This is a genomic window from Pseudomonas sp. HOU2 (assembly GCF_040729435.1).
In the GTDB taxonomy this organism is placed as follows: Bacteria; Pseudomonadota; Gammaproteobacteria; order Pseudomonadales; family Pseudomonadaceae; genus Aquipseudomonas.
Window position 1 is genome coordinate 4,893,693 of the sequence record NZ_CP160398.1, and the last position, 25,940, is coordinate 4,919,632.

The following is a 25,940-nucleotide window of genomic DNA, read 5'->3' on the forward strand; positions in this document are numbered from 1 at the left end:
CAGCTCCTGCACCAATCTCTGCAGGAGCTGCCGCAGGCTGCGATCTTTTGCTTTTAAACCCCGGCTTTCGGCGATTTCACCGAATCGTTGCCGGTCACCGTCGCGGTGCTGGTCGCCGCCTCGGCATTGGCCTTGAGCTGGCTCAGTTCTTCCCCCGCACGCTCGATCTTCGCCCGCACGTTGTTCATGTCCTGACGGCTTTTCTCCAGCAGGCTTTTCACTGAGCTGTGCCCGGTGATGCCACGGGCCATCGCCACGCCGCCAATCGCCACCTGAATCAGACCGAACACGCCGCCACGGCGCAGGCCCTTGCCGACCATGATCACGCCACCGGCCAGCGAGCCGATGCGCTCCCAGCCCTGGACGTTCTGCTCGGTCGGGCTCTGGAACGGGGTGGAATCGATACGTTGGACGCGTTTGAGTTCGGTCATGATCTGTCTCCCAGGCAATGTGCAATAGATAGATAAGCTGACTGCCGCAGCGGCCGGCTCGTTCCATCGGATGTGCGACGTTTCAGCGGAATTTCGGCCCGGAGCGGGTATTCAGGCCCTTGGCCATGCGGTCGTAGAGCACGACGTTGACCGTGGCGGCGAGGTTCATGCAGCCAGTGGTCGGGATGTACACCACGTCTTCGCACCAGTCGCGGATCTCTTTGTCCAGCGAGCCGTCTTCCGGGCCGAAGATGTATAGCGCACGGTCCGGGTGGGTGTATTCCGGCAGCGGGCGGGCGCCCTCGACCAGTTCCACGGCGACCGGGACGCAGTTGAGCGGGAGGATCTTTTTCAGGTCGTCGATGCCGATCAGCGGAATATCGTAGTGCACGCGTTTGGTGTCGGTGACGAAATCGGCGGCGCGTTCATAGCGCTTGCCGGTGTAGAACACCGACGCCACGCCGTAACAGCCTGCGGCGCGCATCACCGAACCGACGTTCTCCGGTGATTTGGGGTTGTACAAACCAATGCAGCTGTAACGTTTGTCTGCCACGAGCGGGGTGCCTTCGGGAAAAAGAGGGCGATTATACGGGGATTGGGGGAGGGCGGGCAGATTCGAGATCTGTGGTGTCTGGTCTGGCCTCATCGCTGGCAAGCCAGCTCCCACAGGTATCTCGGGTGTTCACAAAATTTGTGAGCGACCAAAATCATTGTGGGAGCTGGCTTGCCAGCGATGAAGCCAGTTCAGGCGCTGAAGATCTTCAGTCTTCTTTTTTCATCAACCCGGCGAGGGCGGCAAACGGGTTGTGCGTGGCCTTGGCGATTTTCGGCGTGCTCAGCGAGCCGTCGCCGAAGTATTGCTGGTCGGTGTAGCGCGAGTGTTCGTTGTCGTGGCAGTACAGGCACAACAGCTCCCAGTTCGAGCCGTCCTGTGGGTTGTTGTCGTGGTTGTGATCGCGGTGGTGCACGGTCAGTTCGCTCAGGCGCTTGCCGGAAAACTCACGGGCGCAGCGGCCACACACGTGCGGGTACATTTTCAGGGCCTTGTCGCGGTAGCCCATTTCCTTGTCGCGCTGGTTGTCGGCAAGGATGCGATCGAGCTTCGACGTGTTGGTCGGGGTGGACGAACTCATGGGTTCACCTTTGTAAAAAAGACTGATGACGGTTATGTGCAGAGTTTAGCTCAGCCCTTGAGCTTCTCGGCAATCCAGATCGTGTGGCGGGTGCCCTTGTTGCCGTGGGCGAAGACCTGGACTTCTTCGGCCTTGAAACCGGCCTTCTTCAATTTGTCGGAAAACTGCCGGTCGGCGCTGGCCGACCATACCGCCAGCACGCCCTTGGGTCGCAGGGCCTTGGCGCAGGCGTTGAGGCCAGCGGCGGAGTACAGCCAGCTGTTGGCCTTCTGGGTCAGGCCTTCGGGGCCGTTGTCGACGTCGAGCATGATCGCGTCGAAGCCGTTCGGCTCGCTTTGCAGCACCTTGGCCACGTCGTCCTGACGGATCACCGTGCGCGGATCGAGCAGCGGTCGCCCGGACTTTTCACCGAGCGGCCCACGGTTCCACTCGACCACGCCGGGCACCAGTTCGGCGACCACCACTTCGGCGCTCTTGCCCAGGTGCTTGAGCGCCGAGGCGAGGGTAAAGCCCATGCCCAGACCGCCGATCAATACTCGCGAATTCGGCCTGCCGGCGACCTTGCGGCAGGGAATCTCGGCCAGCGCATCTTCGGAACCGTGCATGCGCGTGTTCATCAATTGCCCGCCGTCGCCGCCCTGGATCTTGATGACGAAATCCTCGCCATACTCGAACAGGCACAGGGCGCCGCCGTTGTCAGGGATCGGCGTGGTGTCGAGCAGAACGAAACGTTTCATGGAAATCTCTACAAGGGGGAAGGCAAGCAGGCCCGTTGGGAGTAGCCTGAGCACAGACTAAAGGCCAAACGGAGCCCTTGATGAAGCGCACCATTCTAACGGTCATTGCCCTGGCCGCGCTCTCGATTACTGCAGTGCAGGCGCAGCAGACCATTCCGGTCAGCCCGACGCCGCAACCCGGCTCGCCGGGAACCGCCACGCCGACGCCGTATCCGCAAATCACTCCGATCAGCGCACCGAAGGCCGGTGCCGGCAGTGGCAGCCCACCGCTGGTGCCGATCGAAATGCCCAGCCCGCCGAGCAAGGATCAACCAGTGCCGGGCATCGAGCCGAGCGGCAGCAAGGCCAAATCCCCCGGCGGTTAAACCTGTTGCGCCGCCAGTTGGCCGTCGGCCATGCGCAGGCGTTTGGAAAGGGACACGGCGAGGGCACGGATGATCTTCGCGGCGATCTTCGGCGCGTCGTTGAGCATTTTTTCCAGCGAGTCCTTGCCCAGGTTCAGCAGTTGGCAGTTGCTCGCCGCGATACAGGTGGCCGAACGGCGTTCGCCGTCGAGCACGGCCATTTCGCCGAACGCCCGCCCGCTGCGCAGGGTGGCCATGGTGATGACCTGACCGTCGGGGCCAGTTTTTTGCACCGCGACCTGGCCGGTGTGGAGGATGCACATGAAACTGCCGGCATCACCCTCACGGAAAATCGCCTCGCCCTCAGCCACGGTGCTGATGCTGAAGTAGCCCGAGGCCGCGGCAAAGTCCGCCAGTTGCAATTGATCGAACAGGCCACAGTCCATCAGCCAGTCGCGAATTTCGTTGTTCAGCAGGGTGGGTTCTGACATGTCATTGCGGTCTTTATTGTTTTCACTGATTCCAGGCTTACACCGTCCCACTGTAGGAGCTGCCGCAGGCTGCGATCTTTTGATCTTTGATTTTTTGAAAGACAAGATCAAAAGATCGCAGCCTTCGGCAGCTCCTACAGGGATCTGTGGTGTATCGGCCTCTTGGGTCTGGAGTTAAGACCCAAGTGACCGACGGAGTTCCTCAGGCCAGGCCCAAAACCTTGAACACAAATGCATATTCGAGCGCTACGTCACGTAATCCCTGATAACGCCCGCTCATGCCGCCATGTCCGGCACCGAGTTCGGTCTTGAGCAGCAGCAGGTTGTCGTCGGTCTTGGTCGCGCGCAGTTTCGCCACCCACTTGGCCGCTTCCCAGTACTGCACGCGGCTGTCGTTGTAGCCGGCGATCACCAGAGTTGCCGGATAATTCTGCGCGGTGACGTTTTCGTACGGCGCGTACGCCTTGATCCGCTCGTAGACGTCCGGCTCTTCAGGGTTGCCCCACTCGTCGTATTCGGTGACGGTCAACGGCAAGTCCGGGTCGAGCATGGTGTTGAGCACGTCGACAAACGGCACTTCAGCAATCGCGACGCCGAACAGGTCCGGACGCTGATTGAGCACCGCGCCAATCAACAAGCCGCCAGCGCTGCCACCACTGATCGCCAGTTTCTCGGCGGTGGTGATGCCGTTGAGGATCAGGAATTCGGCGCAGGCAATGAAATCGCTGAAGGTGTTGTGCTTGTGTTCCTGCTTGCCGGCGCGATACCACGCCTCGCCCAGCTCACCGCCGCCACGCACGTGGGCGATGGCGAAGGCCATGCCGCGATCCAGCAGGCTCAGGCGCGCGTGGGAAAACCACGGATCGAGACTGGAACCGTAGGCGCCATAACCGTACAGATACAGCGGCACCGGTTTGCCGACCATTTCGCGTTTCATCACCAGACTGATCGGCACCTGCGTACCGTCCGGCGCCGTGGCCCACAGGCGTTGGCTGACGTAGGCGTCGGCGTCGAACGGGCCGAGCACCGGGGTTTCTTTCAGGACGGTTTGCTCGCCGCTGGCAAGGATCAACCGGCGCACCTGCGCCGGACGATTCAGCGCCTCATAACGCAGACGGATACGGTCGCTCTCGAACTCCAGACTGTTCTGCACATAGAGGCTGTAGGCCGCATCCGGCAGTTGCACGCGATACGGCATCTGCCCTTGCGGGTGAACTTCGATGACCGGCAAGCCGCCTTCGCGCAGGCTCAGGGTCATGGCTTCGGCGTTCAGCGTCACGCCGTCGAGCATCACCGTGTCACTGTGCGGAACCAGTTGCTGCCAGTCGGCTTCGCTGGGCACGACACCGGTGTCCGGGGCCTGATACAGGGCGAAGTTGATGCCGTCGCGATTGGTGCGGATGAACCACGTCCACACGCCATCCAGCGCGCCGTGGTCGACATCGTATTCGTGATCTTCGACCCGTGGCGCCATGCAAGTGAAGGGCAGGTGCGGCTGATGCGCGTCCAGCGCCCAGACTTCACTGGTGGTCTTGCTGCCCAGGGTCAGCAGCAATTGCTGCTCGGAACTGGAACGGTAGCAATGCAGGAAGAAACGTCCGTCCGGCTCGTGGAACACCTCTTCGGCGGCGGTGCCGTCGAGGCGATAGCGATACAGTTTGTGCGGGCGATGGGTGTCGTCGAGCACGCCGAAGAACAGGGTCAGGCTGTCGTTGGCCCAGGTCATGCTGCCGTCGCAGTCCTGGAATTCCAGTTCGCTGACCTTGTCATTGGCCAGTTCCTTGACGAACAGCGTGTAGATCTCGTCGCCCGAAGCGTCGACGCTGTAGGCCAGACGCTGGTGGTCGGGGCTGATGCTGAACGCGCCGAGCGAGAAGAAGCCGCCGTTGGCCAGCACGTTCGGGTCGAGCAGCAGTTGCTCGCGGCTTTCGTCGAGGGTCAGGCTGTCGTCGGCCGGACGCGGGCAGCGGTAATGGCGGGCGTATTCGTCACCCGCTGTGGTGCGCGTGTAATACAGGTATGGGCCCCATGGCGAGGGCAGGGACAGGTCGGTTTCGAGGATCCGGCCCTTGATCTCTTCGAACAGGCTTTCGCGCAAGCCGGCCTGATCGGCGGTTTGCGCTTCCTGATAGGCATTTTCGGCCTTGAGGTAGTCGAGCACCGCGTCGGTGTCGCGTTCCTGCAGCCAGGCATACGGGTCGGCACCGGCAGCCTTGCGGGCGATCGGGGCGCGGATGACGTGGGCGGATTCGGGCATGGAAGGCTCTCGGACAATTTTCGGGAATAGGGTGATCGCAAGTCTTGAGACTGCCGCTTTCCCTGTAGGAGTGAGCCTGCTCGCGATGACGGATTACCAGACAACATCGATGTTGAATGGGCTGACGCCATCGCGAGCAGGCTCACTCCTACAGGTCGTGTGTCTATTGGGACAAGCCTGACAGGCGAAAAGTCGTTACTATAAGCGCCTCTTTGCCTGCCTTGCCATGGACACCATGACCGAGAACGACTATCTGATCGCCTGGGGCCTCTACGCCTTTGCCGCTGTGGGCTGCCTGTTGGTATGGATGCGCCTGACCCGCTGGATGTGGCGCTGGCTGCGCGAGCCGCTGCGGGTGCTGATGGCGGTGTTGCTGTTCAGCCCGACCATCATTGACCCGGTGAAAGCCAAGGTCGCGCCGTCGATCGCCATCACCGCGCTGGACCTGGCCTTCAAGGTCGGCAACAACGCGTGGCGGGCGATTTCCGATCTGTTCATGTACGGCATGATTGCGTTCGGCATTTACCTGATTTTCGTGTTGATCCGCTTCCCGATCGAACGCGCCTCGCGCGCCCGTCGCGAGCAGGCCGAAGCCGCCAAGGCCGCGGCGCGTGCCGATGATCGCGACGACGATCAGCCGTTTGGCGGGGCCGGTGATGACCGTTACGGTCGCCCGCCGGTGCCGAACAATCCGCAGCGCATGCGCGTCGAGCCGCGTCTGTAATCACGAGAGTCAGCACATGTGTGAACTACTGGGCATGAGTGCCAACGTGCCGACCGATATCGTGTTCAGCTTCACCGGCCTGATGCAGCGCGGCGGGCGTACCGGCCCGCACCGCGACGGCTGGGGCATCGCCTTCTATGAAGGCCGCGGCTTGCGTCTGTTCCAAGACCCGGCCGCGAGCAGCGAATCAGAAGTCGCCAATCTGGTGCAGCGCTATCCGATCAAGAGCGAAGTGGTCATCGGCCACATTCGTCAGGCCAACGTCGGCAAGGTCTGCCTGTCCAACACCCACCCGTTCGTCCGCGAACTGTGGGGGCGTAACTGGTGTTTCGCGCACAACGGCCAGCTCGCCGATTTCACCCCGATCAAGAGCTTCTACCGCCCGGTGGGCGACACCGACAGCGAAGCAGCGTTCTGCGATCTGCTCAACCGGGTGCGTGCAGCCTTCCCCGAACCGGTCGATATAGAAGTGCTGCTGCCGGATCTTGTCGCTGCCTGCGCCGAATATCGCAGCAAAGGTGTGTTCAACTGCCTGCTCAGCGACGGCGACTGGCTGTTCTGCTATTGCTCGACCAAACTGGCACAGATCACCCGGCGCGCACCGTTCGGCCCGGCGCGGCTCAAGGATGTCGATGTGATCGTCGATTTCCAGGCGGAAACCACGCCCAACGACGTGGTCACGGTGATCGCCACCGAGCCTTTGACCGAAAATGAAACCTGGACCCGTTACCAACCGGGCCAATGGAGCCTGTGGCGACGCGGCGAATGCGTCAGCCAGGGCACGACCGAATAAAGGATCTCTCCTCGATGTTGCTCAGTTATCTACGGCTGGTGTTGTTTGCGGCGGGCCTGTTGATCGGTGTCCAGGTGCCGGGATTCATCAACGATTACGCGAAACGTGTCGAAGCCCATTTGATCGAAGCGCAGACCGGTCTGCGCGGCTTCCAGGGTACCGCCGAGCAGTTCTTCAAGGGCGACTTGCAGGCGCTGGTCGCGCATTACCGCGCCAGTGACGATCCGGTATTTCGCAGCGATGCCGACAGCCTGAGCACCTTGCTCAACCGCCAGATAGCACTGGATAAACAGTTCCAGGCGATGCAGGGCCCGTGGTACATCCGTTTCCTGCAAGTGGTGCTGGCCGCCGACCCGGACATCCGCAAAGAAACCTGGAACGGCTACAGCTACCAGATCCTGCTGACCCCGGAAGCGATGATCTGGGGCATGAGCGGCGCGTTGCTGCTGTCGTTCGGCATCGAGTGCCTGATTCGTCTGATTGACTGGGTGGTGCTCGGTGGGCGCCGTCTGCGCCAGAGCCGGCCGATTGAAGACCGCGACGTGCGCGGGTTGTAAGGCTGGCCAAACCCCTGTGGCGAGGGAGCTTGCTCCCGCCCGGCTGCGCAGCAGTCGTAAACCTTTGAACTCAATTGTCCTGAATGATTGGGATGTCTGGTTTTGGGCCTGCTTCGCAGTCCAGCGGGAGCAAGCTCCCTCGCCACAGGGTGTCAGGCACTCAAGACAATGTAGTTTTCACCGACCTTGCGCGCATACCCCGCCAGCACCTGCTGACACAACGTCACCATTTCCTCGACCCATTCCACGCCAACTCGCCACGACACCACCACCTGCAGATTCGGTGGTCGCTGGTCGATGTCGAGCAAGGTCAGTTCACCCCGGGCCAGTTCCTCGGCCACCAGCACCGGTGGCAGTACGCCAATACCAAAACCATCGCGTAACAGCCGAGTAATCGCCGACACCGAATTCACGCAATTCAGGCGCGGCGCCAGCACACCGTTGGCCTGCATCAGCGCCAGTAGATCCTGATGCGGCCGGGAGTTTTTCGAGTAGGTGATGAGCCGTTCCTGGGCCAGTTCGCCGAGGTCGGCGTAGTCGCGGTTGTAGATCGAGTTGCTGGCGACGATCCAGCCCAGCGGATGGCTGGCCAGCTCCAGACTGCGCACGCTTTCGTGGCGCACCAGATCGGTTTGCAGAACGATGTCGAGAAAGCCTTTTTGCAGCTGATCGCAGAGGTTCAGCGAGGTATCCGCCACCAGCTCGATTTCCACCCGTGGATACAGATCGGTCATCTGCGCCACCAACGGGCTGAGCCAGGTGTGGATCACCGTGTCCATCACACCGATGCGCACCCGGCCGACCTTGCTCGAACGGGTCTCGATCGATTGCTTGAGGGCTGACATCGTATCGAGCATCTGCTCGGCATAATCCAGCACTTTCAGGCCTTCGGGCGTCAGGCTGACGCCGCGTGAATCACGCAGAAACAGCTTCACCCCCAGCTCGCCTTCGAGCACCGCGATGCGGCTGGAAATCGACGCCTGGGTGGTGAACAGCTTGTCGGCGGTCAGGCGAAAACTCTTCAGCCGGGCGACCCAGACAAAGGTCTCGAGAAACTTCAGGTTCATGGCAACGGCTCGGGTGACAAATTTTTCTTATGCCTAAGGCGGGTTTTTATTCGTTGGACGCAGCAGGGCCGGGCGACGAAAAATCGGCGCATCCGGTTCCCACGATAGGCGTCGTCGGAACTTCGAACAAGACCAATAAAAGCCTGCGGAGACTTGCCATGCGTGCGCCCGACACCCTCGACCTCCCCAAGAGCACGGCCCGCCCCGGCCCGTTCGACTGGTATCGCAACATCAATCAGCAAGAGCGTCGTACCTTCTGGAGCTGCAAGATCGGCTATGGCCTGGACGGCATGGACACGCAGATGCTCAGCTTCGTGGTGCCGACCCTGATCGCCATGTGGGGCATCACCACCGGACAGGCCGGGCTGATTCACACCAGCACCCTGATCGCCTCGGCCATCGGCGGCTGGGTCGCGGGGATTCTCTCCGACCGCATCGGCCGCGTGCGCACCCTGCAACTGACGGTGCTGTGGTTCGCCTTCTTCACGTTTCTTTGTGGTTTCGCGCAGAACTACGAACAGCTGCTAATCGCTCGCACCCTGATGGGCTTCGGTTTCGGCGGCGAATGGACCGCCGGCGCGGTGCTGATCGGTGAAGTGATCCGCGCCAAGGATCGCGGCAAAGCGGTGGGCATGGTGCAATCCGGCTGGGCGCTGGGGTGGGGGCTGACGGCGATTCTGTATGCGTTGCTGTTCTCGGTGTTGCCACCGGAAGATGCCTGGCGAGCGCTGTTCATTCTCGGCATCGTCCCGGCGATTTTCGTGATCTTCGTCCGGCGTCTGGTGAAAGACCCGGAGATCTATCGCGAAGCCAAGGCTGCACAAACTCCGCAGAATCCGGCGAAGTTCTACGAGATCTTCGCCCCGGGCATGCTGTTCACCACGTTCCGCGCTTCCTTGCTGACCACCGGGGCGCTCGGCGGTTACTACGCGATCACCTCGTGGCTGCCGACCTTCCTGAAGAATGAACGCGGCTTGAGTGTGCTGGGCACTGGCGGGTATCTGGCGATGGTGATCGTCGGTTCCTACGTCGGCTATGTGATCAGCGCCTATCTGACCGATCTGCTGGGACGGAAAAAGAACTTCATCCTGTTTGCGGTCGGCTCGTTCACCATCGTTCTGCTGTACACGCAGATGCCGGTCAGCAACGGGGTGATGCTGTGGTTGGGCTTTCCGCTGGGCTTCTTCGCCTCGGGGATTTTCAGCGGCATGGGCGCGTTTCTCACCGAGCTGTTTCCGACGCGGATTCGTGGCTCAGGGCAGGGCTTCTGCTACAACATCGGTCGGGCGCTGGCGGCATTGTTTCCGCTGTTGATTGGTTTGCTCAGCCAGAAAGTCCCGTTGAGTGTGGGTATCGGCGCGTTTGCTGCGGTGTCCTACGGCGTGGTGATCCTCGCCGCATTGAGCCTGCCGGAGACCCGTGGCAAGCAACTGGATGCGCAGTAACTGATAACCTGCCGGGCAAGCGTCCTACAGATAAAAAGACAAGAAGCTACAGGAGTGTTCACCGTGAGCCGCCTGCTATTGAATTGCGACATCGGCGAGAGTTTCGGCAGCTGGACCATGGGTCTGGACGCCGAGGTCATGCCCTTCATCGACTGCGCCAACGTGGCCTGCGGCTTCCATGCCGGTGACCCGAGCATCATGCGCAAGACCGTCAGCCTGGCGTTGAGCCACGGCGTGCAAATCGGTGCACACCCGGCCTATCAGGATCTGGTGGGTTTCGGCCGGCGTTCCATGGTCTATTCCGCCCAGGAACTGCAAGACATCCTGCATTACCAGATTGGCGCCCTCGACGGCATCTGCAAGGCGCAGGGCGGGCGAGTCAGTTACGTCAAACCGCACGGCGCGATGTACAACGACATGATGGCCAACCCGGCGCAGTTGCGGGCGGTGATTCAAGCTGTGGCGGCTTACGATCGCACGTTGCCGCTGATGCTGATGGCCACCCGTGACAACGCGGCGGCGCAACAGCTCGGTGACGAATACGGCGTGACCCTGTGGTTCGAAGCCTTCGCCGACCGTGCCTACGACAGCGCAGGTCGACTGGTTTCGCGGCAACTGCCAGGCGCGGTGCATCACCAGCCAGAAAAAATCATCGAACAGGCCCTGACCATCGCCCGTGGCGGCGACCTCGTCGCCAGCGACGGCAGTGCGCTGCACCTGCAGGCCAACACCTTGTGCGTGCATGGCGACAACGCCAGTTCGGTGGCCGCCGTGCAGCGCATTCGCGAGGCCCTGAATCAGCAGAGCGCGCCATGAACCCACGGATTGAAGTGGTGGCCCTGGACTGCCTGATGCTGCGCCTGTTCGATGAAATTGCCGAAACCAACATGCCGTGGATGCTCGCCGCCAGTGAGCGTTTGCGCACGGTATTTGGCGCGCAGTTGATCGATCTGGTGCCGTCCTACACCACGTTGATGGTGCATTACGATCTGAGCGCGCTGAGCCCGAGTCAGGCGCGTGAATTGATCGCTGAAGCGCTGATCGATCTGTCGCCGAATGCGCGCACCGGCGGCCAGTGCCATGTGTTGCCGGTCTGGTACGACCTGAGTGTCGGCCCCGAACTGAGCCTGCTGGCGCAGCGCAGCGGGTTGGCGGTGGAGGAGGTGATTCGTCGGCACAGCGCTCGCGAATATCAGGTGTTCGCCCTTGGCTTCGCACCGGGATTCGCCTTCATGGGGTTGGTGGAAGAAATCCTCGCGGCGCCACGTCTGGACACCCCGCGCAAGAAAGTCGCGGCCGGCAGCGTCGGCATCGCCGAGCGGCAGACTGCGGCTTATCCGGTGGTATCCCCCGGCGGCTGGAACCTGATCGGCCGCACCCCGGCGAAACTGTTCGACCGCCATCGCGACGGCTACAGCCTGATGCAGCCCGGCGACACCGTGCGTTTCGAAGCGGTGAGCCACGCCGAGTTCATCAACTTGGGCGGCGATGACACACCGCTGGAGGCGCAGGCATGAGCCGACTGACGATTGAAGCCAGCACACCGCTGTGCCTGTTGCAGGACGCCGGGCGCTTTGGCGTGCGCCATTTGGGCGTGACCCAGGGCGGCGCGGCGGACTGGTGCTCGATGAGCTGGGCCAACTGGTTATTGGGTAACGGATTAAATGCGCCGGTGATCGAAATCACCCTCGGCGGGTTTGCCGTGGTGGCGCAGGAAGATTGCCTGCTGGCGCTGGCCGGGGCGGATCTCGGCGCGCAGATTGACGGGCAGGCGCTGGCGCCGTGGCGCAGTTTCAAACTGGGCAAGGGCCAGACATTGAGGTTCGCTCAACCGCTGCTCGGCGCCCGGGCTTATCTGGCGGCGCCCGGTGGTTTCGACGCGCCGCAGGTGCTGGGCAGCAGTGCCACGGTGGTGCGTGAAGAACTCGGTGGTCTTGATGGCATGGGGTTGCCGTTGGCCAAGGGCGCGACGTTGAGTTATCGCGGTGCGGTTCTGCAGGTGCGTGAAGTGCCGCTGGCGCATCGACCTGATTTGCGCCTGAATACGCCTTTGGATCTGGTGCTCGGTGCACAGATCGGCCAGTTCAGCGGGCAGAGTCTGTTCGATGTGTTCAACAGTCCGTGGACGCTCGACAGTCGTGCTGATCGCATGGGCATTCGATTGTTGGGCACCACGTTGCAGTATCAGGGCCGGCCGATGATTTCCGAGGGCATTCCGCTGGGCGCGGTGCAGGTGCCGCCGGATGGACAGCCGATTGTCTTGCTCAATGATCGGCAGACGATTGGCGGGTATCCACGGTTGGGAGCGTTGACGCCGCTGGCGCTGGCGCGGCTGGCGCAGTGTCTGCCGGGGGCGCAGGTGCGGTTGCGGCCGGTGGTGCAGGACGTCGCGCACCGGGAGCACATCGAATATCTACAGCGGTTTTAGATGTGGCGAGGGAGCTTGCTCCCGCTGGGGCGCGAAGCGGCCCCCTCTAATCTGAAAAAAGTATGGGACTGCTACGCAGTCCAGCGGGAGCAAGCTCCCTCGCCACGCACTCATTGGATTATTTGGACAAAAACCGCATCCCTTCTTCCAACCCGCGCAGGGTCAACGGATACATCTGATCCTCGATCAAATCGCGCACGATATTGGTCGACGAGGTATAGCCCCACGTGTCCTTCGGGTACGGATTGATCCAGATAAGCTTCTTGTACTTCTCCATGAAGCGCTGCATCCACAGGTAGCCCGGCTCTTCGTTCCAGTGCTCGACGCTGCCGCCGGCCTGGGTGATTTCATAGGGCGCCATGGCGGCGTCACCGATGAAGATCACTTTGTAGTCGGCGCCGTACTTGTGCAGCAGATCCTGCGTCGAGAAACGCTCTGACGTGCGGCGCATGTTGTTCTTCCACACCGACTCATAAATGAAGTTGTGGAAGTAGAAGTACTCCAGATGCTTGAACTCGGTCTTGCAGGCCGAGAACAGCTCCTCGCAGATCTTCACGTGCGCGTCCATCGAACCGCCGATGTCGAACAGCAGCAACAGCTTGACCGTGTTGCGCCGTTCCGGACGCATCTGGATATTCAGCAGGCCGGCGTCTTTGGCGGTGTGGTCGATGGTGCCGTCGATGTCCAGCTCTTCCGCCGCACCCTGACGGGCGAATTTACGCAGACGACGCAGGGCGACCTTGATGTTGCGCGTGCCCAGCTCCACCGAATCGTCGAGGTTCTTGTACTCGCGCTGATCCCAGACCTTGACCGCTTTGCCCTGACGCTTGCCGGCATCGCCGACCCGAATGCCTTCCGGATTGAAGCCGCCGGAACCGAACGGGCTGGTGCCGCCGGTGCCGATCCATTTGTTGCCGCCGGCGTGGCGCTCTTTCTGTTCTTCCAGACGTTTCTTGAACTCTTCGATCAGCTTGTCCAGACCGCCGAGGGACTGGATCTGCGCACGTTCCTCGTCGGTCAGCGAACGCTCGAACTCCTTGCGCAGCCAGTCTTCGGGAATCAGCGCCTGCAGGTGATCGTCGAGTTTTTCCAGGCCATTGAAGTAGGCGCCAAACGCGCGGTCGAACTTGTCGAAATGCCGTTCGTCCTTGACCAGAATCGCCCGCGACAAGTAGTAGAACTCGTCCATGTCAGCAAAGGTCACGCGCTGCTTCAGCGCGTTGATCAGGTCGAGCAACTCGCGCACCGATACCGGCACTTTGGCTGCACGCATTTCATTGAACAGGTTGAGCAACATGGCATCAGCCTCTTAGCGAGAACCGCGACGGCTCATGAACGCCAGGCGCTCAAGCAACTGCACGTCCTGCTCGTTCTTCACCAGCGCACCGGCCAGCGGTGGAATGGCCTTGGTCGGATCGCGCTCGCGCAGCACTGCTTCGCCGATGTTGTCGGCCATCAGCAGCTTCAACCAGTCGACCAGTTCCGAGGTCGACGGCTTCTTCTTCAGGCCCGGCACCTTGCGCACGTCGAAGAACACGTCCAGCGCTTCGCTGACCAGGTCCTTCTTGATGTCCGGGTAGTGCACGTCGACGATTTTCTGCAGGGTGCTGCGGTCGGGGAAGGCGATGTAGTGGAAGAAGCAGCGGCGCAGGAAGGCGTCCGGCAGCTCTTTCTCGTTGTTGGAGGTAATGATGATGATCGGGCGCTTCTTGGCCTTGATGGTCTCGTCGATCTCGTAAACGTAGAACTCCATCTTGTCGAGTTCTTGCAACAGGTCGTTGGGGAACTCGATGTCAGCCTTGTCGATTTCGTCGATCAGCAGAATCACCCGCTCCTCTGACTCGAAGGCCTCCCAGAGCTTGCCCTTCTTCAGGTAGTTGCGCACATCGTGGACTTTTTCGTTGCCCAGTTGCGAGTCGCGCAGACGGCTGACCGCATCGTACTCGTACAGACCCTGATGGGCCTTGGTGGTGGACTTGATGTGCCAGGTGATCAGCTTGGCGCCGAACGATTCGGCCAGTTGCTCGGCGAGCATGGTCTTGCCGGTGCCGGGTTCGCCCTTGACCAGCAGTGGCCGCTCCAGGGTGATGGCGGCATTGACCGCCAGCTTCAGGTCATCGGTGGCGACGTAGGCCTGGGTGCCTTCGAACTTCATCTGCTAATCCTCGAACGGTAACGCCGACCTGCGCGGGCAGGGCGGGGGCGAAAAAATCGGATGCCCCGACTATAACGCGCAGCCCGGTCGACTGTGAACGCAGACGGCTTATTCAGTCTCTGAATGGGGCGTCACATGTTGACTCGGTTTCGGCCAGAGGCCAGTATTCAGGTATCGCCGATTTGGCGATAGCCTGTCGGGCATGACGACTAAATACCGATTTCGCGACAAATACCGCATTCAGTTACGTGAGAAGGATCACCCGCCACCCCATGTCCACTTGATCGGTGGCGGAGTGGACGTGATGCTGAGCCTTGAAACCGTCGAAGTCATGACGGGCAAGGCACCGCCGCTGATTATCAAGGAAGCGCTGGCTTGGGTTGCGGCTCATCAAGTGCAACTGCTGGAGGACTGGAAACGATGTTACCCATGAAAAGGCCTCGTCTGACGGCTGTGCAGGCACTGTCAGGTTTTCGATTGAAACTGACCTTTATTGATGGTCAGGATCTGACCCTTGACCTGAGCCGAGACATCCACGCTTATCCAGGTCTGCAACCATTGCTTGATCCCGAAGTGTTTGCGGCTGCGACCCTTGACGACAATGGCTGGACGGTCGAATGGCTTGAGCGCGATATACAGATTGGCGCAGACACGCTTTATATGGATGCGCTGGCCCAAAACACTGTCGATGAAAACACTCGGATTTTCATCGATTGGCGTGCACGTACCGGACTCTCACTGAATCAGGCAGCCGAGGCGCTGGGTGTCAGTGCCCGCAGCATCAGCCGATACAGTAATGGGCGGGAGGCGGTGCCAAGGTCATTAGCCTTGGCTTGTCTTGGTTGGGACTCATTGCAGCAAAAGTCCACGCTGGCGGCTGAAGAATCTGGTCGATATGTCGTTAATCGTAAGAATTAGCCCGCATCCGGCTTCGGCCGCTCATACCTCGCATTAAAGGCTTGAATGAAGCCATTGCGCAAAATCTGCAAAAACGCTTCGAATGCGCTGATGTTTTGCTGATGCACGTTGCCGCTGAGTTCGACCTTGGTGGCGAACTGGTTTTTGGCCTGGTTCTTCAGCACGGTTTCCGTGCCGCCGACGATGGCCTCCCAGACGGAGCGGAAGATGCTCTTGTCCTTGTTCTCCACGTCCTGCTGCCAGTTGAACACCTCGACATCGCGCAAAAGCGGTTTGATGTAGCCGCTGACCTGGGCTTTTTTCGCCTGGGCTTCGATCACGACGTCACCATGCCCGGCGTTGAAGTCGAACTTGCCGTAGGCCGAGGCGAAGTCGTTCATGCTCTTGAGTTCGATGTCGCGGGCGCGCAGGCGGAACTGGAAGTCCTCGAAATTGCTCAGCGGATCGAAAGTGGCCGTGGTTTCCAACGGTGCGTGGCCGAGCAGCTTGGCCTTGCCTTCGAAACGGGCATCGCGCTTGCCCTGTTTGTCGACCACGTTAGTCAGGTTGTAGATGCTGGCCTCGACGTTGGTGGCGTTCATGTTGACCGGCGGCTTGGAGTTGAAATTGCGGAAACTGATCTTGCCGTCATGGATCTGCACCTCGTCGAGGGTGATCGGCAGCAACTTGCCCAGTTGCGCCCGCCAGTCGGTGCCTTTACCGGTCTGGGAATTCTGCTTGTTGGCTCCGCCGTCGACGAAGTTGATCTCGGGATTGAAGAACTGCACCTGTGCCACCACGGCATGGTCGTACCACAGCGAGTGCCAACTGACCGCCAGATCGATCACGGGTGCGTTGACGAACGGCACCGGCACCTTGCCGTCGACCTTGACGATTTTCAGCCCGTTGATCTTGTAGGCGCCGCGCCACAAGGCCAGATCGACATCGGTGATCTGGCCGCGGTAATCACCCATGTCGGCCAGTTTGCCGTTCAGGTAATCGCGCACCACGTAGGGCAGGGCAATGTGCAGGGCGATCAGCAGCACAACGACGACGACAAAGATCCCTATTGGCCAGCTATAGCGACGCTTCATGGCAAAAATTCCCTGACGATGTAAGCGATTGACTGTGGCGCGGCGCAGACGTTCGACCCGACTGGACTGCGCCCGGCAACAGGCATACCTTGGAACGCTGAATTCAATGCTGCATAAGGACCCAGCCATGAGCCGTATTTTTGCTGACAACGCCCATTCCATCGGCAACACGCCGCTGGTGCAGATCAACCGCATCGCGCCGCGTGGCGTGACCATCCTGGCCAAGATCGAGGGGCGCAACCCCGGTTATTCGGTCAAGTGCCGGATCGGCGCGAACATGATCTGGGACGCCGAAAGCAGCGGCAAACTCAAACCGGGCATGACCATCGTCGAGCCTACCTCCGGCAATACCGGTATTGGCCTGGCTTTTGTTGCGGCAGCTCGCGGTTATAAATTGATGCTGACCATGCCGGCTTCGATGAGTATCGAACGGCGCAAGGTACTGAAGGCGCTGGGCGCAGAGCTGGTTCTGACTGAACCGGCCAAGGGCATGAAAGGCGCGATCGAGAAGGCCGCCGAAATTGTTGCCAGCGACGCCGACAAATACTTTATGCCGTCGCAGTTCGACAATCCGGCCAACCCGGCGATTCATGAAAAAACCACCGGTCCGGAAATCTGGAACGACACCGATGGTGCGGTGGATGTGCTGGTGGCCGGCGTCGGGACGGGTGGCACCATCACCGGCGTGTCGCGGTATATCAAGAATACCCAGGGCAAACCGATCCTGTCGGTGGCAGTGGAGCCGGTGTCTTCGCCGGTGATCAGCCAGGCGCTGGCGGGTGAAGAGATCAAGCCGAGCCCACACAAGATTCAGGGGATTGGCGCCGGTTTCGTGCCGAAGAACCTCGATTTGTCGATGGTCGATCGCGTGGAACAGGTCACCGATGACGAGTCCAAGGCCATGGCGCTGCGCCTGATGCAGGAAGAAGGGATTTTGTGCGGTATCTCGTGCGGCGCGGCCATGGCCGTAGCGGTGCGCCTGGCCGAGAAGCCGGAAATGCAGGGCAAGACCATCGTGGTGATTCTGCCGGACTCCGGTGAGCGCTATTTGTCGAGCATGTTGTTCAGCGATCTGTTCACCGAACAGGAGAATCAGCAGTAGTCCAATTGACTCAGATCAGCCGGGGTTCAGGATCGTTATGCTAATAAATGCTTTGTTGCGCAATTCTTAACACTGAATCTTGGGTTGGGCGGGTTTTTCCCGAGGCCGGTAGTGTTTATCATGGCCGGCTGCCATGCCGGGTAACGGGCATTGCGCAGCGTTGTCTTTATTCAAGGAGTCGTTGATGACCTTTTCGTTAGCCGCCAAGGTGTTGGTGTTGCTGCTGTTTGTGGGCAGCATCCTCTATGTGCATTTGCGCGGCAAGGCGCGTTTGCCGGTCCTGCGTCAGTTTGTCAACCACTCGGCGCTGTTCGCTCCGTACAACGCGCTGATGTACCTGTTCTCCGGTGTGCCGTCCAAGCCGTATCTGGATCGCAGCAAGTTTCCGGAACTGGATGTGCTGCGCGATAACTGGGAAACCATTCGCGACGAAGCCATGCACTTGTTCGACGAGGGCTATATCCGCGCCGCCGAAAAGAACAATGACGCCGGTTTCGGCTCGTTCTTCAAGAAAGGCTGGAAGCGTTTCTACCTCAAGTGGTACGACAAACCGCTGCCGTCGGCCGAAACCCTGTGCCCGAAAACCGTGGCGCTGGTCAGTGCGATACCTAACGTCAAGGGCGCCATGTTCGCGCTGTTGCCGGGTGGCAGCCACCTGAATCCGCACCGTGACCCGTTTGCCGGCTCCCTGCGTTATCACCTGGGCTTGTCGACGCCGAACTCCGACGATTGCCGGATCTTCGTCGACGGTCAGGTCTACGCCTGGCGCGACGGTGAAGACGTGATGTTCGACGAGACCTACGTGCACTGGGTCAAGAACGAGACCGAACAGACTCGCGTCATCCTGTTCTGCGACGTCGAACGGCCATTGAGCAACCGTCTGATGACCCGCATCAACCGCGCCATCAGCGCCTGGTTGGGACGCGCCACCGCGCCGCAGAACCTTGACGACGAACGTGTCGGCGGCATCAACCAGGCCTACGCCTGGAGCAAGAACTTCAGCGACCGGTTCAGCGGCGTGGTCAAACAGTGGAAGCGCCGCAATCCCAAGGCTTACCGCGTCCTGCGCCCGGTGCTGGCGGTGGTGGTGCTGACGCTGCTGGGGTATTGGCTGTTTGGCTGAGGCCGGATGTTGAAATAAAAAAACCGCTCCTTGTGAGCGGTTTTTTATTGTCTGTGAGTCAGCGGCGTCCAGCGAGAACGTTGGGTTCGTCTTCTATGCCTGTAATCAGTAGTTGCAGAAAACGCTGCTGATTGGCAGATAGCTTGGAGGAGACAATCGTTCCTTCCGTTTTGGTTGATCTTTTCCTGGTGGGGGATTTCTTGACTGATTTGCGCATGTTCCCTCCCTCATTGATCATTACTTGAGCTGTTTTCACCATACGTTACTCTCCACTGCGAGGACAAGACGACCTTCCAAATCAAATTTGAAGCCGAGCTTTGCGTAAACAGGAATTGCTCCCTGCATCGGCTCCTGGACTTCTATGAAGTTGCTACCGATTATTTGGGCGAATTCATCGATGACCATCATCGCCAAGGTCCCGATACGATTTTTCAGCGGGTGAGAATTCCCGGGTCGCCCTTCCAATCGGACGATTCGAATACGTTGGCGGCTTTTGTTCGGATTGACGAAACACAGTCCGCAAAGCTGTTCTTCAAACCAGATCGCGATATCCAGAGACAGGGGTTCTCGTGACTTCCATGCGGCAACTTCTCGCCAGCAAAAAAGTGGATTCTCCCAAAGCTCGAACGCGCTCAGTGCTATGGCATCAATGGGTTCGAAGCGTACTTTCGACAAGTCTTGCCCTGCTGGAAGCTGTAATAGAGCTTTAGCGATGCTTGCCTGTTTCCTGGCCTGCGACTTGTACAACTGATACCGCAAATATGTCCGTTCCCTTGGCATGTGATCCCGAGCATTCCCTGTCTCCCCATCAGTGGGCCTATCCGTTGCTCATCAGCCTATGCGCCTGCCATTGAGCTGTCCCTGCTGGCCCTTTGTCCAAATCGTTGCAATCCATGTCCCGCGCTGGTTATAGTCGGCGCTCGTGAATCAGCTGATTCACGTTTCAATCCCGTCAAAAAAGATCAGTCCCGATGCCTGCATTCCTCATCAACGCGGTAGTCGATTCAGCGGTCAACGCTGGCGTCGTGCCGTGCGGGAATCAGCAGCCCGGGCAGATCAGTCATTACCCTCCACCTGTCAGTAGCACGCCGGTGTGCGCAGTCGTATCACCGCCGGGCGTTGGCGTTTCGGGCTGATCGGCATTCTCTGCTGACCCCTGCGCCCGCCAGAACAACTACTGAATTTCAGCTACGGCTGAGTTGGCTATGTGCCTGACTACAGGTGGTATTCATGTTTGTCCTTTCTAAAAAGTCCGCGCTCGCGGCGACGTCCACGAGCCTGTTCGTTCTGCTGTGGAGCAGCGGGGCGATCTTCTCCAAATGGGGGTTGGCCCACGCTTCGCCCTTTGCCTTTCTGCTGATTCGCTTTGTGATTGCGCTGTGTGGGTTGCTGCTGTTGGCGCCGCTGCTCAAGTTGAAGTTGCCCAAGGGCGGCAGGCCGATGCTGTTTGCGATTGCAACGGGCGTGGTGTTGTTGGGGGCGTATCAGATTTTCTATCTGCTGGCCCTCAACACCAGAGTCACGCCGGGGGTGATGGCGACCATCATGGGCGTACAGCCGATCCTCACAGTGGTGCTGATGGAGCGCCAGCGCTCGGCGAGCCGGATGTTCGGCCTGGCGCTGGGGCTGGCCGGGCTGATCATGGTGGTTTACCAGGGGATCGGTCTGGCCGGGATGTCCTGGGCGGGCATGCTGTTCGGCCTGCTGGCGCTGGCGAGCATGACTCTGGGGTCGATCATGCAGAAACGCATCACCGACAATCCCCTCGGCACGCTGCCGGTGCAGTACCTGGCCGGGCTGCTGTTGTGCGCGATGTTCGTGCCGTTTCAGCCGTTCCACTTTGAACACAGCGCAGGTTTCATCGTGCCGGTGTTGTGGATGGGGCTGGTGGTGTCGGTGCTGGCGACGCTGTTGCTCTATCGCCTGATTGCCCGGGGCAATCTGGTGAATGTCACCAGTCTGTTCTATCTGGTGCCGGCGGTGACGGCGGTGATGGATTACCTGATTTTCGGCAATCGTCTGGCGGCGTTGAGTGTGCTGGGGATGCTGTTGATCATTGTGGGGCTGGCGTTTGTGTTCCGTAAATCCAGCTGATCTGTAAACCGATGGCGGCTGTTCGGCCGCCATCGCGAGCAGGCTCACTCCTACATTGAGAATGCCTTCAACTGTAGGAGTGAGCCTGCTCGCGATAGTTATCTCAATAACGCAACGAGTCTAACCGGCGGTCGCGGCAGCAGGCTTCACCTCCGCCGGCTTCAACACCAGCCACAGCGCCAGCGCAATCAACACTCCGCCATACAGGTGCGCCATCGACAATGGCTCATCCAGCAGCAACGCGCCCCACAACACGCCGAACGCCGGAATCATGAAGGTCACGGTCATCGATTTGACCGGGCCGATGGAGCTGAGCAGGCGGAAATAGATGATGTAGGCAAATGCCGTGCAACCCAGACCCAGGCCCAGCAGCGACAGCCAGACATTCCACCCGCCCCAGCTTGCCGGTGGCGCGGTGATCACGCTGTAGCCGAACAGCGGCAACAGAAACAGCGAGGCGCCGAGCATGCTGCCCACCGCCGAAAGGCGACTGTCGAGCCCGCCGCTATGGTCCAGCCAGCGACGGGTGAGAAATCCGGCGAAACCGTAGCAAGTGGTGGCGAGCAGGCAGGCGAGGGCGCCCATCAGCAATTGCAGATCGAAAGCCACGGGACCTGCGCGCGTCAGCACGCCGACACCGAACAGGCCGAGAAACACACCCGTCAGTTTCGCGGCAGTGAGTTTTTCACTGAAAAACAGCCCGCCAATCAACACGCCCATCAGCGGCGTAGTGGCGTTGAAGATCGCCGAGTAACCGGCCGGCAGCACTTGCGCCGCCACCGAATACAGCGTCGCCGGGATCCCCGAGTTGATCACCCCGAGCAACATCACGGTCTTCAGCTTGCCCTTGAAATCCCAGCTGATGCGCATCAGCCCGAGAATCACCAGCAGACCGACGGCCGCAATCGATACGCGAAAGAACGCGGTCGGAATGGTGCCGATCACTGGCGCAATAATGCGCATGAACAGAAAGCTCGCGCCCCAGATGGCTGCCAGCGACAGCATGCGGAAAATATCGACAGCGCTCACGATGGCACTCCTTCCTTGATCGGGACGAGAGTGTTGCCGAGCGCCCCGTCGATGGCAACCGTCAATCGGGCATTTAATTTTTCATTCAGAGCACGAAGCGCGTGACCAGGCCGTTGAGGTCGATCGCCAGGCGCGACAGTTCCTGACTGGCAGCGGACGTTTGGGTAGCGCCGGCGGCAGTCTGGGTCGAGAGGTCACGAATGGTCACCAGATTCTGGTCAACCTCACGCGCCACCAGTGCCTGTTGTTCGGCAGCACTGGCGATCACCAGGTTGCGCTGGTTGATCTGCGCAATCGACGCGGTGATTTTCTCCAGCGCCTGACCGGCACTGTTGGCCCGACGCAACGTGTGGCTGGCCTGCTCGGCACTGCTTTGCAGCGCACCGACGGTGGCACCGGTGCCTTGCTGGATGCTGCTGATCATCAGCTCGATTTCTTCGGTGGAGTTCTGCGTACGTAGCGCCAGCGAGCGCACTTCATCGGCGACCACTGCAAAGCCGCGTCCGGCCTCACCGGCACGCGCCGCTTCGATGGCGGCATTGAGCGCCAGCAGGTTGGTTTGCCCGGCGATGCCGCGAATCACCTCCAGCACCTTGCTGATGTCCTGAGCCTGAGTGGCGAGGCCTTCGGCCTGTTCCGACGCACCCAGCACTGTGCTGACCAGTTCCTGAATCGAGCTGATGGTTTCGCTGACCTGCACATGCCCGTGTTTGCTGTCTTCGTTCGAGGCCTCGGAGGCCTCGGCGCTGGACACTGCATTGGCCGCAACTTCATCCACCGCCGTGCTCATCTCGGTGACGGCGGTGGCGGCCTGTTCGATCTGATCGTTCTGTTGTTGCAGGCCACGGGTGCTTTGCTCCATCACCGAGCTCATTTCTTCGGCGGCGGAGGCCAGTTGCTGCGCCGATTCGCTGATGCCGCGGATGGTCGAGCGCAGGTTGTTCTGCATCTCGGCGAGGGCGCTGAGCAACTGCGCCGCCTCATCGCGACCGTGATCGGCAATCTGGCCGCTGAGGTCGCCGGCGGCAATTTTTTGCGCGACGGACAGGGCCTGATTGATCGGTGCGGTGATGCTGCGGGTCAGCAGCCAGGCCAGCAACAGGGTGGCGATCAGGGCGACCACGATGATCGTCGCGACAATCCACAGCGCCTGCTGATAAACCCCGGCAGCAGCTTCGGCGGCGCTGTCGGCGCCTTGCTGGTTGAAGCTGATCATCTGCTCCAGCGTCTTGTCGAGGATCCGGCCCTGTGGCGCCAGTTCATTGTTCAAGCGGGCATAGGCCTGTTCACTTTGCCCGGCGTCGATCTGAGCGATGATCTGGTCAAGGATGCTCATGTATTTGGCGACGTCGCCATTCAAACCGTCGAGCATCGCCCGCTCTGTATCGCTGGCCAGCAGCGTGGTGTGATCCTTCAGGCGCTTGGACAATTCTTCGCGCTGCACCTTGATGAGGCCTTTGCTTGTGTCGCGTACCGCCGGCTGGGTGCTGGTGATCAGGCGCAGGGATTCAAGGCGGATGTTGGCGATGTTCGCCGCCGCATCGTGAATGCTCTCGATACTGGGCATCCACGATTCCTCGATCACCGTTGCGCTCTCACGCAGGTTTTTCATCTGGCCCAGGCCGAACAGGCCGACCACCACCAGCAGGCCGGCCAATACGGCAAAACTCAAACTGGCGCGCAAACCGATGCGCAGATTGCGGATAGACATCAATGTGCTCCTTGATCTATGAGGAAGAGGTCGTCCTCTTGGACCGAGGATCTTGTTGTGAGGCGGGTGCTGGCGGGTGTATATCAAAGTGCCACTATTTTGGTAAGACCAATCTGTGGGTAGTTCTTCTATTGGATCGACAGGGTGGATCACAGCGGTAAAACCGCGAGCCAGAGCAGCGGGGCGGTGATTGGATCCGAACCCCAGAGAATTCGCGGGCTGGCGCGGGGCGGCAGGCGAGACTGAGTGGGCGGTTAATTGACCGAACGGTCGACTCAAAAAACTTTGCTAAAAACTGTGTCGCTGTACAACCCTGCCGCGCTTTTGGCAGAAATTGCACTTCTCCTGCACGGGCATCCGTGGCTAAGCTCAGGCACAGATTTCCACTTGCACGCCGAGGTCTCATCTATGCCGCAGCAATGGCCAGCCACCGACATCGCCCGCATGATCCTCGACGGCTTTGATGATTACCGCGAGCATTTCCGGCGCATTACCGACGGTGCGCGTGAGCGCTTCGAGCAGGCGCGCTGGCAGGAGACGCAGACCGCGTCGGCGGCGCGGATCAACCTCTACGAGGAAAAGGTCGGCGAAACCATTGCCCGCCTGCGCGAGTACTTCGACGATGAGACGCTGATGAATGTCAGTTGCTGGCCGTTGGTCAAAAGCGCCTACATCAGCGTGATCGACCTGCGCTTCGACGATGAGCTGTCCGAGACCTGGTACAACTCGATCTTCTGCGGGCTGTTCAGCCATGACCTGATCAGCGATGGCTGCATGTTCATCCACACCACCCGGCCAAGCCTGCGCCGCGCCCGGGCTGCGCAAACCCGCACCTACAAGCCGCAAGGGCAGTTGTCATCGATGCTCGCGAGCATCTTTGCCGACTATCGCTTCAGCGAGGATTACGCTGATCTGCCCGGCGACCTGCAGCGCCTCGAGTCGCAACTGCGCGAGAACCTGCCGGACTGGGTGTGCAAAGACCCGGAGCTGAGCGTCGAGTTGTTTTCCTCGGTGCTGTACCGCAACAAGGGCGCGTATCTGGTCGGGCGCATCTACACCCGTGACGAGCAGTGGCCGCTGGTGATTCCATTGCTGCACCGCGAAGGCCGCGGGATTCAGATCGACGCGCTGATCACCGACGAAGCCGACGTGTCGATCATTTTCTCTTTCACCCGTTCGTATTTCATGGTCGATGTGCCGGTGCCGGCAGAGTTCATCGGCTTCCTGCGGCGCATCCTGCCGGGCAAACACATCGCCGAGCTGTACACCTCGATCGGTTTCTACAAGCACGGCAAATCCGAGTTCTACCGGGCGCTGATCAATCATCTGGCCAACACCGACGACCAGTTCATCATGGCCCCGGGCGTGCGCGGCATGGTCATGAGCGTGTTTACCCTGCCGGGCTTCAATACCGTGTTCAAGATCATCAAGGACCGTTTCTCGCCGTCGAAAAACGTCGACCGCGCAACGGTGATCGAAAAGTACCGACTGGTGAAAAGCGTCGACCGGGTCGGACGCATGGCCGATACCCAGGAGTTCGCCGATTTCCGCTTTCCCCTGAGCAAGTTCGATCCGGCGTGCCTGGAGGAACTGCTGGAAGTCGCGCCATCGACGGTCTCGGTCGAAGGCGACACGGTGCTGATCCGCCACTGCTGGACCGAGCGCCGCATGACCCCGCTCAACCTCTATCTGGACAACGCCAACGAAGCTCAGGTGCGCGAAGCGCTGGAAGATTACGGGCTGGCGATCAAGCAACTGGCGGCGGCCAACATCTTTCCCGGTGACATGTTGCTGAAGAACTTCGGCGTCACCCGTCATGGTCGGGTGGTGTTCTACGACTACGACGAGATCTGCTTCCTGACCGAAGCCAACTTCCGCCACATCCCCGCGCCGCGTACGCCCGAGGACGAAATGGCCTCCGAGCCGTGGTACTCGATCGGGCCGCTGGATGTGTTCCCCGAAGAGTTTCCGCCGTTCCTGTTCGCCGATGCCGGGCAGCGCAAACTGTTCGATCAACTGCATGGCGAGCTGTACAACGCTGATTACTGGAAGGGTTTGCAGGAGGCGATTCGCGCCGGCAAGGTCATCGACGTCTTCCCCTATCGCCGCAAAGGCCTCGACAACGAATAATCCCGGAGCATGACGAATTTGTGGCGAGGGAGCTTGCTCCCGCTGGGCTGCGAAGCGGCCCCGAAACCATCCGCCGCGTCCTGTCAGTGACCTCCCGACAACCGGATTACGATTGCTGCGCAACCGAGCGGGAGCAAGCTCCCTCGCCACAGTAGGAGGCAAATCTGCGACAATCGCCCCCCTGCATAAACAGACGAC

General features: G+C 60.3%; 28 protein-coding genes. 14 read left to right on the forward strand and 14 right to left on the reverse strand.

What is annotated here, in order from left to right:
* Positions 1-53: 53 nt before the first annotated feature.
* The 4 genes from ABV589_RS22195 to ABV589_RS22210 form a co-directional block, all read right to left on the reverse strand.
* Positions 54-431, reverse strand: a complete 378-nt coding sequence (locus ABV589_RS22195) for a DUF2892 domain-containing protein (protein ID WP_041070334.1) — start codon at positions 429-431, stop codon at positions 54-56.
* Between the two features lie 82 nt (positions 432-513).
* Positions 514-984: an RNA methyltransferase gene (locus ABV589_RS22200; RefSeq protein WP_007911337.1), complete on the reverse strand. Its 471-nt coding sequence runs from the start codon at positions 982-984 to the stop codon at positions 514-516.
* Between the two features lie 208 nt (positions 985-1,192).
* Positions 1,193-1,564, reverse strand: a complete 372-nt coding sequence (locus ABV589_RS22205; RefSeq protein ID WP_003222612.1) for a YajD family HNH nuclease — start codon at positions 1,562-1,564, stop codon at positions 1,193-1,195.
* 50 nt (positions 1,565-1,614) lie between these two features.
* On the reverse strand, positions 1,615-2,301 hold the full coding sequence (locus tag ABV589_RS22210) for a spermidine synthase (RefSeq protein WP_047598150.1): 687 nt from the start codon (positions 2,299-2,301) through the stop codon (positions 1,615-1,617).
* Between the two features lie 80 nt (positions 2,302-2,381).
* Between ABV589_RS22210 and ABV589_RS22215 the strand changes: the two genes are divergently transcribed.
* The gene (locus ABV589_RS22215; RefSeq protein WP_367083672.1) at positions 2,382-2,666 is read left to right on the forward strand and encodes a hypothetical protein; all 285 of its coding nucleotides are present in this window, start codon (positions 2,382-2,384) and stop codon (positions 2,664-2,666) included.
* Here ABV589_RS22215 and ABV589_RS22220 read toward each other — a convergent pair.
* Positions 2,663-3,136, reverse strand: a complete 474-nt coding sequence (locus ABV589_RS22220) for a cyclic nucleotide-binding domain-containing protein (protein ID WP_007969596.1) — start codon at positions 3,134-3,136, stop codon at positions 2,663-2,665. The genes ABV589_RS22215 and ABV589_RS22220 overlap by 4 nt on opposite strands.
* A gap of 202 nt (positions 3,137-3,338) precedes the next feature.
* Positions 3,339-5,393 carry a S9 family peptidase gene (locus tag ABV589_RS22225; protein ID WP_367083674.1) on the reverse strand — a complete coding sequence of 685 codons (2,055 nt, stop codon included), beginning with the start codon at positions 5,391-5,393 and terminating at the stop codon, positions 3,339-3,341.
* Positions 5,394-5,619: 226 nt separating this feature from the next.
* Between ABV589_RS22225 and ABV589_RS22230 the strand changes: the two genes are divergently transcribed.
* Genes ABV589_RS22230 through ABV589_RS22240 form a run of 3 tightly spaced genes read left to right on the forward strand, consistent with a single transcriptional unit; the run spans position 5,620 to position 7,467 of the window.
* Positions 5,620-6,117, forward strand: coding sequence for an MFS transporter (locus ABV589_RS22230; RefSeq protein ID WP_367083675.1), 498 nt, complete (start codon positions 5,620-5,622; stop codon positions 6,115-6,117).
* Positions 6,118-6,133: 16 nt separating this feature from the next.
* Positions 6,134-6,910 (forward strand): class II glutamine amidotransferase, encoded by a 777-nt coding sequence (locus ABV589_RS22235; RefSeq protein WP_007969599.1) that lies wholly within the window; start codon positions 6,134-6,136, stop codon positions 6,908-6,910.
* A 14-nt stretch (positions 6,911-6,924) separates the two neighbouring features.
* Positions 6,925-7,467 carry a DUF2937 family protein gene (locus ABV589_RS22240; RefSeq protein WP_064586452.1) on the forward strand — a complete coding sequence of 181 codons (543 nt, stop codon included), beginning with the start codon at positions 6,925-6,927 and terminating at the stop codon, positions 7,465-7,467.
* Between the two features lie 152 nt (positions 7,468-7,619).
* Here ABV589_RS22240 and ABV589_RS22245 read toward each other — a convergent pair whose 3' ends face one another.
* A complete protein-coding gene (locus ABV589_RS22245; protein WP_367083678.1) occupies positions 7,620-8,534 on the reverse strand; it encodes a LysR family transcriptional regulator in 915 nt (304 codons plus the stop codon).
* 158 nt (positions 8,535-8,692) lie between these two features.
* Here ABV589_RS22245 and ABV589_RS22250 point away from each other — a divergent pair, with 158 nt between their 5' ends.
* The 4 genes from ABV589_RS22250 (at position 8,693) to ABV589_RS22265 (ending at position 12,407) form a co-directional block, all read left to right on the forward strand.
* A complete protein-coding gene (locus ABV589_RS22250; RefSeq protein WP_007969604.1) occupies positions 8,693-9,979 on the forward strand; it encodes an MFS transporter in 1,287 nt (428 codons plus the stop codon).
* A 63-nt stretch (positions 9,980-10,042) separates the two neighbouring features.
* Positions 10,043-10,795, forward strand: a complete 753-nt coding sequence (locus ABV589_RS22255; protein WP_367083680.1) for a 5-oxoprolinase subunit PxpA — start codon at positions 10,043-10,045, stop codon at positions 10,793-10,795.
* Entirely contained in the window at positions 10,792-11,496 is a 705-nt protein-coding gene (locus ABV589_RS22260; RefSeq protein ID WP_367083682.1) for an allophanate hydrolase subunit 1, read from the forward strand. The genes ABV589_RS22255 and ABV589_RS22260 overlap by 4 nt, the downstream gene beginning before the upstream one ends.
* Positions 11,493-12,407 (forward strand): biotin-dependent carboxyltransferase family protein, encoded by a 915-nt coding sequence (locus tag ABV589_RS22265; RefSeq protein WP_367083684.1) that lies wholly within the window; start codon positions 11,493-11,495, stop codon positions 12,405-12,407. Before ABV589_RS22260 ends, ABV589_RS22265 begins: the two co-directional genes overlap by 4 nt.
* Positions 12,408-12,525: 118 nt before the next feature.
* Here the strand turns inward: ABV589_RS22265 and ABV589_RS22270 are convergent, their stop codons facing one another.
* Positions 12,526-13,704: a VWA domain-containing protein gene (locus ABV589_RS22270; protein ID WP_027614532.1), complete on the reverse strand. Its 1,179-nt coding sequence runs from the start codon at positions 13,702-13,704 to the stop codon at positions 12,526-12,528.
* A gap of 12 nt (positions 13,705-13,716) precedes the next feature.
* On the reverse strand, positions 13,717-14,562 hold the full coding sequence (locus ABV589_RS22275) for a MoxR family ATPase (RefSeq protein ID WP_003222636.1): 846 nt from the start codon (positions 14,560-14,562) through the stop codon (positions 13,717-13,719).
* Between the two features lie 202 nt (positions 14,563-14,764).
* On the opposite strand from ABV589_RS22275, the gene ABV589_RS22280 reads away from it, so the two are divergent.
* On the forward strand, positions 14,765-14,995 hold the full coding sequence (locus ABV589_RS22280; RefSeq protein ID WP_097086717.1) for a DUF4160 domain-containing protein: 231 nt from the start codon (positions 14,765-14,767) through the stop codon (positions 14,993-14,995).
* Positions 14,983-15,480 (forward strand): helix-turn-helix domain-containing protein, encoded by a 498-nt coding sequence (locus ABV589_RS22285; RefSeq protein ID WP_367083686.1) that lies wholly within the window; start codon positions 14,983-14,985, stop codon positions 15,478-15,480. The genes ABV589_RS22280 and ABV589_RS22285 overlap by 13 nt, the downstream gene beginning before the upstream one ends.
* Here the strand turns inward: ABV589_RS22285 and ABV589_RS22290 are convergent.
* Positions 15,477-16,553, reverse strand: coding sequence for a DUF748 domain-containing protein (locus ABV589_RS22290; protein WP_367083688.1), 1,077 nt, complete (start codon positions 16,551-16,553; stop codon positions 15,477-15,479). The genes ABV589_RS22285 and ABV589_RS22290 overlap by 4 nt on opposite strands.
* Positions 16,554-16,680: 127 nt before the next feature.
* Here ABV589_RS22290 and cysK point away from each other — a divergent pair, with 127 nt between their 5' ends.
* Both cysK and ABV589_RS22300 read left to right on the forward strand, forming a co-directional pair.
* A complete protein-coding gene (cysK, locus tag ABV589_RS22295; protein ID WP_007969612.1) occupies positions 16,681-17,655 on the forward strand; it encodes a cysteine synthase A in 975 nt (324 codons plus the stop codon).
* A gap of 184 nt (positions 17,656-17,839) precedes the next feature.
* Positions 17,840-18,778 carry an aspartyl/asparaginyl beta-hydroxylase domain-containing protein gene (locus ABV589_RS22300; RefSeq protein WP_367083690.1) on the forward strand — a complete coding sequence of 313 codons (939 nt, stop codon included), beginning with the start codon at positions 17,840-17,842 and terminating at the stop codon, positions 18,776-18,778.
* 58 nt (positions 18,779-18,836) lie between these two features.
* Here ABV589_RS22300 and ABV589_RS22305 read toward each other — a convergent pair whose 3' ends face one another.
* Positions 18,837-18,995: a hypothetical protein gene (locus ABV589_RS22305; protein ID WP_329699363.1), complete on the reverse strand. Its 159-nt coding sequence runs from the start codon at positions 18,993-18,995 to the stop codon at positions 18,837-18,839.
* Positions 18,996-19,030: 35 nt separating this feature from the next.
* Positions 19,031-19,453, reverse strand: coding sequence for a hypothetical protein (locus ABV589_RS22310; protein WP_367083692.1), 423 nt, complete (start codon positions 19,451-19,453; stop codon positions 19,031-19,033).
* Positions 19,454-20,008: 555 nt separating this feature from the next.
* Between ABV589_RS22310 and ABV589_RS22315 the strand changes: the two genes are divergently transcribed.
* A complete protein-coding gene (locus tag ABV589_RS22315) occupies positions 20,009-20,872 on the forward strand; it encodes a DMT family transporter (protein WP_367083694.1) in 864 nt (287 codons plus the stop codon).
* A 120-nt stretch (positions 20,873-20,992) separates the two neighbouring features.
* On the opposite strand, the gene ABV589_RS22320 is transcribed toward ABV589_RS22315, so the two are convergent.
* On the reverse strand, positions 20,993-21,901 hold the full coding sequence (locus tag ABV589_RS22320) for a DMT family transporter (RefSeq protein WP_367083696.1): 909 nt from the start codon (positions 21,899-21,901) through the stop codon (positions 20,993-20,995).
* A gap of 85 nt (positions 21,902-21,986) precedes the next feature.
* A complete protein-coding gene (locus ABV589_RS22325) occupies positions 21,987-23,612 on the reverse strand; it encodes a methyl-accepting chemotaxis protein (protein WP_367083698.1) in 1,626 nt (541 codons plus the stop codon).
* A 408-nt stretch (positions 23,613-24,020) separates the two neighbouring features.
* Between ABV589_RS22325 and aceK the strand changes: the two genes are divergently transcribed.
* Entirely contained in the window at positions 24,021-25,742 is a 1,722-nt protein-coding gene (gene aceK / locus ABV589_RS22330; RefSeq protein ID WP_367083700.1) for a bifunctional isocitrate dehydrogenase kinase/phosphatase, read from the forward strand.
* Positions 25,743-25,940: the final 198 nt, after the last annotated feature.

Bases quoted from the DNA above. Each gene is read 5' to 3' on its own strand.
- ABV589_RS22235 (WP_007969599.1), top strand. From the start codon at position 6,134: ATGTGTGAACTACTGGGCATGAGTGCCAACGTGCCGACCGATATCGTG.
- ABV589_RS22305 (WP_329699363.1), bottom strand. From the start codon at position 18,995: ATGCGCAAATCAGTCAAGAAATCCCCCACCAGGAAAAGATCAACCAAA.
- ABV589_RS22280 (WP_097086717.1), top strand. From the start codon at position 14,765: ATGACGACTAAATACCGATTTCGCGACAAATACCGCATTCAGTTACGT.
- ABV589_RS22195 (WP_041070334.1), bottom strand. From the start codon at position 431: ATGACCGAACTCAAACGCGTCCAACGTATCGATTCCACCCCGTTCCAG.
- ABV589_RS22230 (WP_367083675.1), top strand. From the start codon at position 5,620: ATGGACACCATGACCGAGAACGACTATCTGATCGCCTGGGGCCTCTAC.
- ABV589_RS22260 (WP_367083682.1), top strand. From the start codon at position 10,792: ATGAACCCACGGATTGAAGTGGTGGCCCTGGACTGCCTGATGCTGCGC.
- ABV589_RS22275 (WP_003222636.1), bottom strand. From the start codon at position 14,562: ATGAAGTTCGAAGGCACCCAGGCCTACGTCGCCACCGATGACCTGAAG.
- ABV589_RS22205 (WP_003222612.1), bottom strand. From the start codon at position 1,564: ATGAGTTCGTCCACCCCGACCAACACGTCGAAGCTCGATCGCATCCTT.
- ABV589_RS22285 (WP_367083686.1), top strand. From the start codon at position 14,983: ATGTTACCCATGAAAAGGCCTCGTCTGACGGCTGTGCAGGCACTGTCA.
- ABV589_RS22265 (WP_367083684.1), top strand. From the start codon at position 11,493: ATGAGCCGACTGACGATTGAAGCCAGCACACCGCTGTGCCTGTTGCAG.
- ABV589_RS22315 (WP_367083694.1), top strand. From the start codon at position 20,009: ATGTTTGTCCTTTCTAAAAAGTCCGCGCTCGCGGCGACGTCCACGAGC.
- cysK (WP_007969612.1), top strand. From the start codon at position 16,681: ATGAGCCGTATTTTTGCTGACAACGCCCATTCCATCGGCAACACGCCG.
- ABV589_RS22250 (WP_007969604.1), top strand. From the start codon at position 8,693: ATGCGTGCGCCCGACACCCTCGACCTCCCCAAGAGCACGGCCCGCCCC.
- ABV589_RS22270 (WP_027614532.1), bottom strand. From the start codon at position 13,704: ATGTTGCTCAACCTGTTCAATGAAATGCGTGCAGCCAAAGTGCCGGTA.
- ABV589_RS22220 (WP_007969596.1), bottom strand. From the start codon at position 3,136: ATGTCAGAACCCACCCTGCTGAACAACGAAATTCGCGACTGGCTGATG.
- ABV589_RS22225 (WP_367083674.1), bottom strand. From the start codon at position 5,393: ATGCCCGAATCCGCCCACGTCATCCGCGCCCCGATCGCCCGCAAGGCT.
- ABV589_RS22210 (WP_047598150.1), bottom strand. From the start codon at position 2,301: ATGAAACGTTTCGTTCTGCTCGACACCACGCCGATCCCTGACAACGGC.
- ABV589_RS22300 (WP_367083690.1), top strand. From the start codon at position 17,840: ATGACCTTTTCGTTAGCCGCCAAGGTGTTGGTGTTGCTGCTGTTTGTG.
- aceK (WP_367083700.1), top strand. From the start codon at position 24,021: ATGCCGCAGCAATGGCCAGCCACCGACATCGCCCGCATGATCCTCGAC.
- ABV589_RS22290 (WP_367083688.1), bottom strand. From the start codon at position 16,553: ATGAAGCGTCGCTATAGCTGGCCAATAGGGATCTTTGTCGTCGTCGTT.
- ABV589_RS22325 (WP_367083698.1), bottom strand. From the start codon at position 23,612: ATGTCTATCCGCAATCTGCGCATCGGTTTGCGCGCCAGTTTGAGTTTT.
- ABV589_RS22240 (WP_064586452.1), top strand. From the start codon at position 6,925: ATGTTGCTCAGTTATCTACGGCTGGTGTTGTTTGCGGCGGGCCTGTTG.
- ABV589_RS22245 (WP_367083678.1), bottom strand. From the start codon at position 8,534: ATGAACCTGAAGTTTCTCGAGACCTTTGTCTGGGTCGCCCGGCTGAAG.
- ABV589_RS22215 (WP_367083672.1), top strand. From the start codon at position 2,382: ATGAAGCGCACCATTCTAACGGTCATTGCCCTGGCCGCGCTCTCGATT.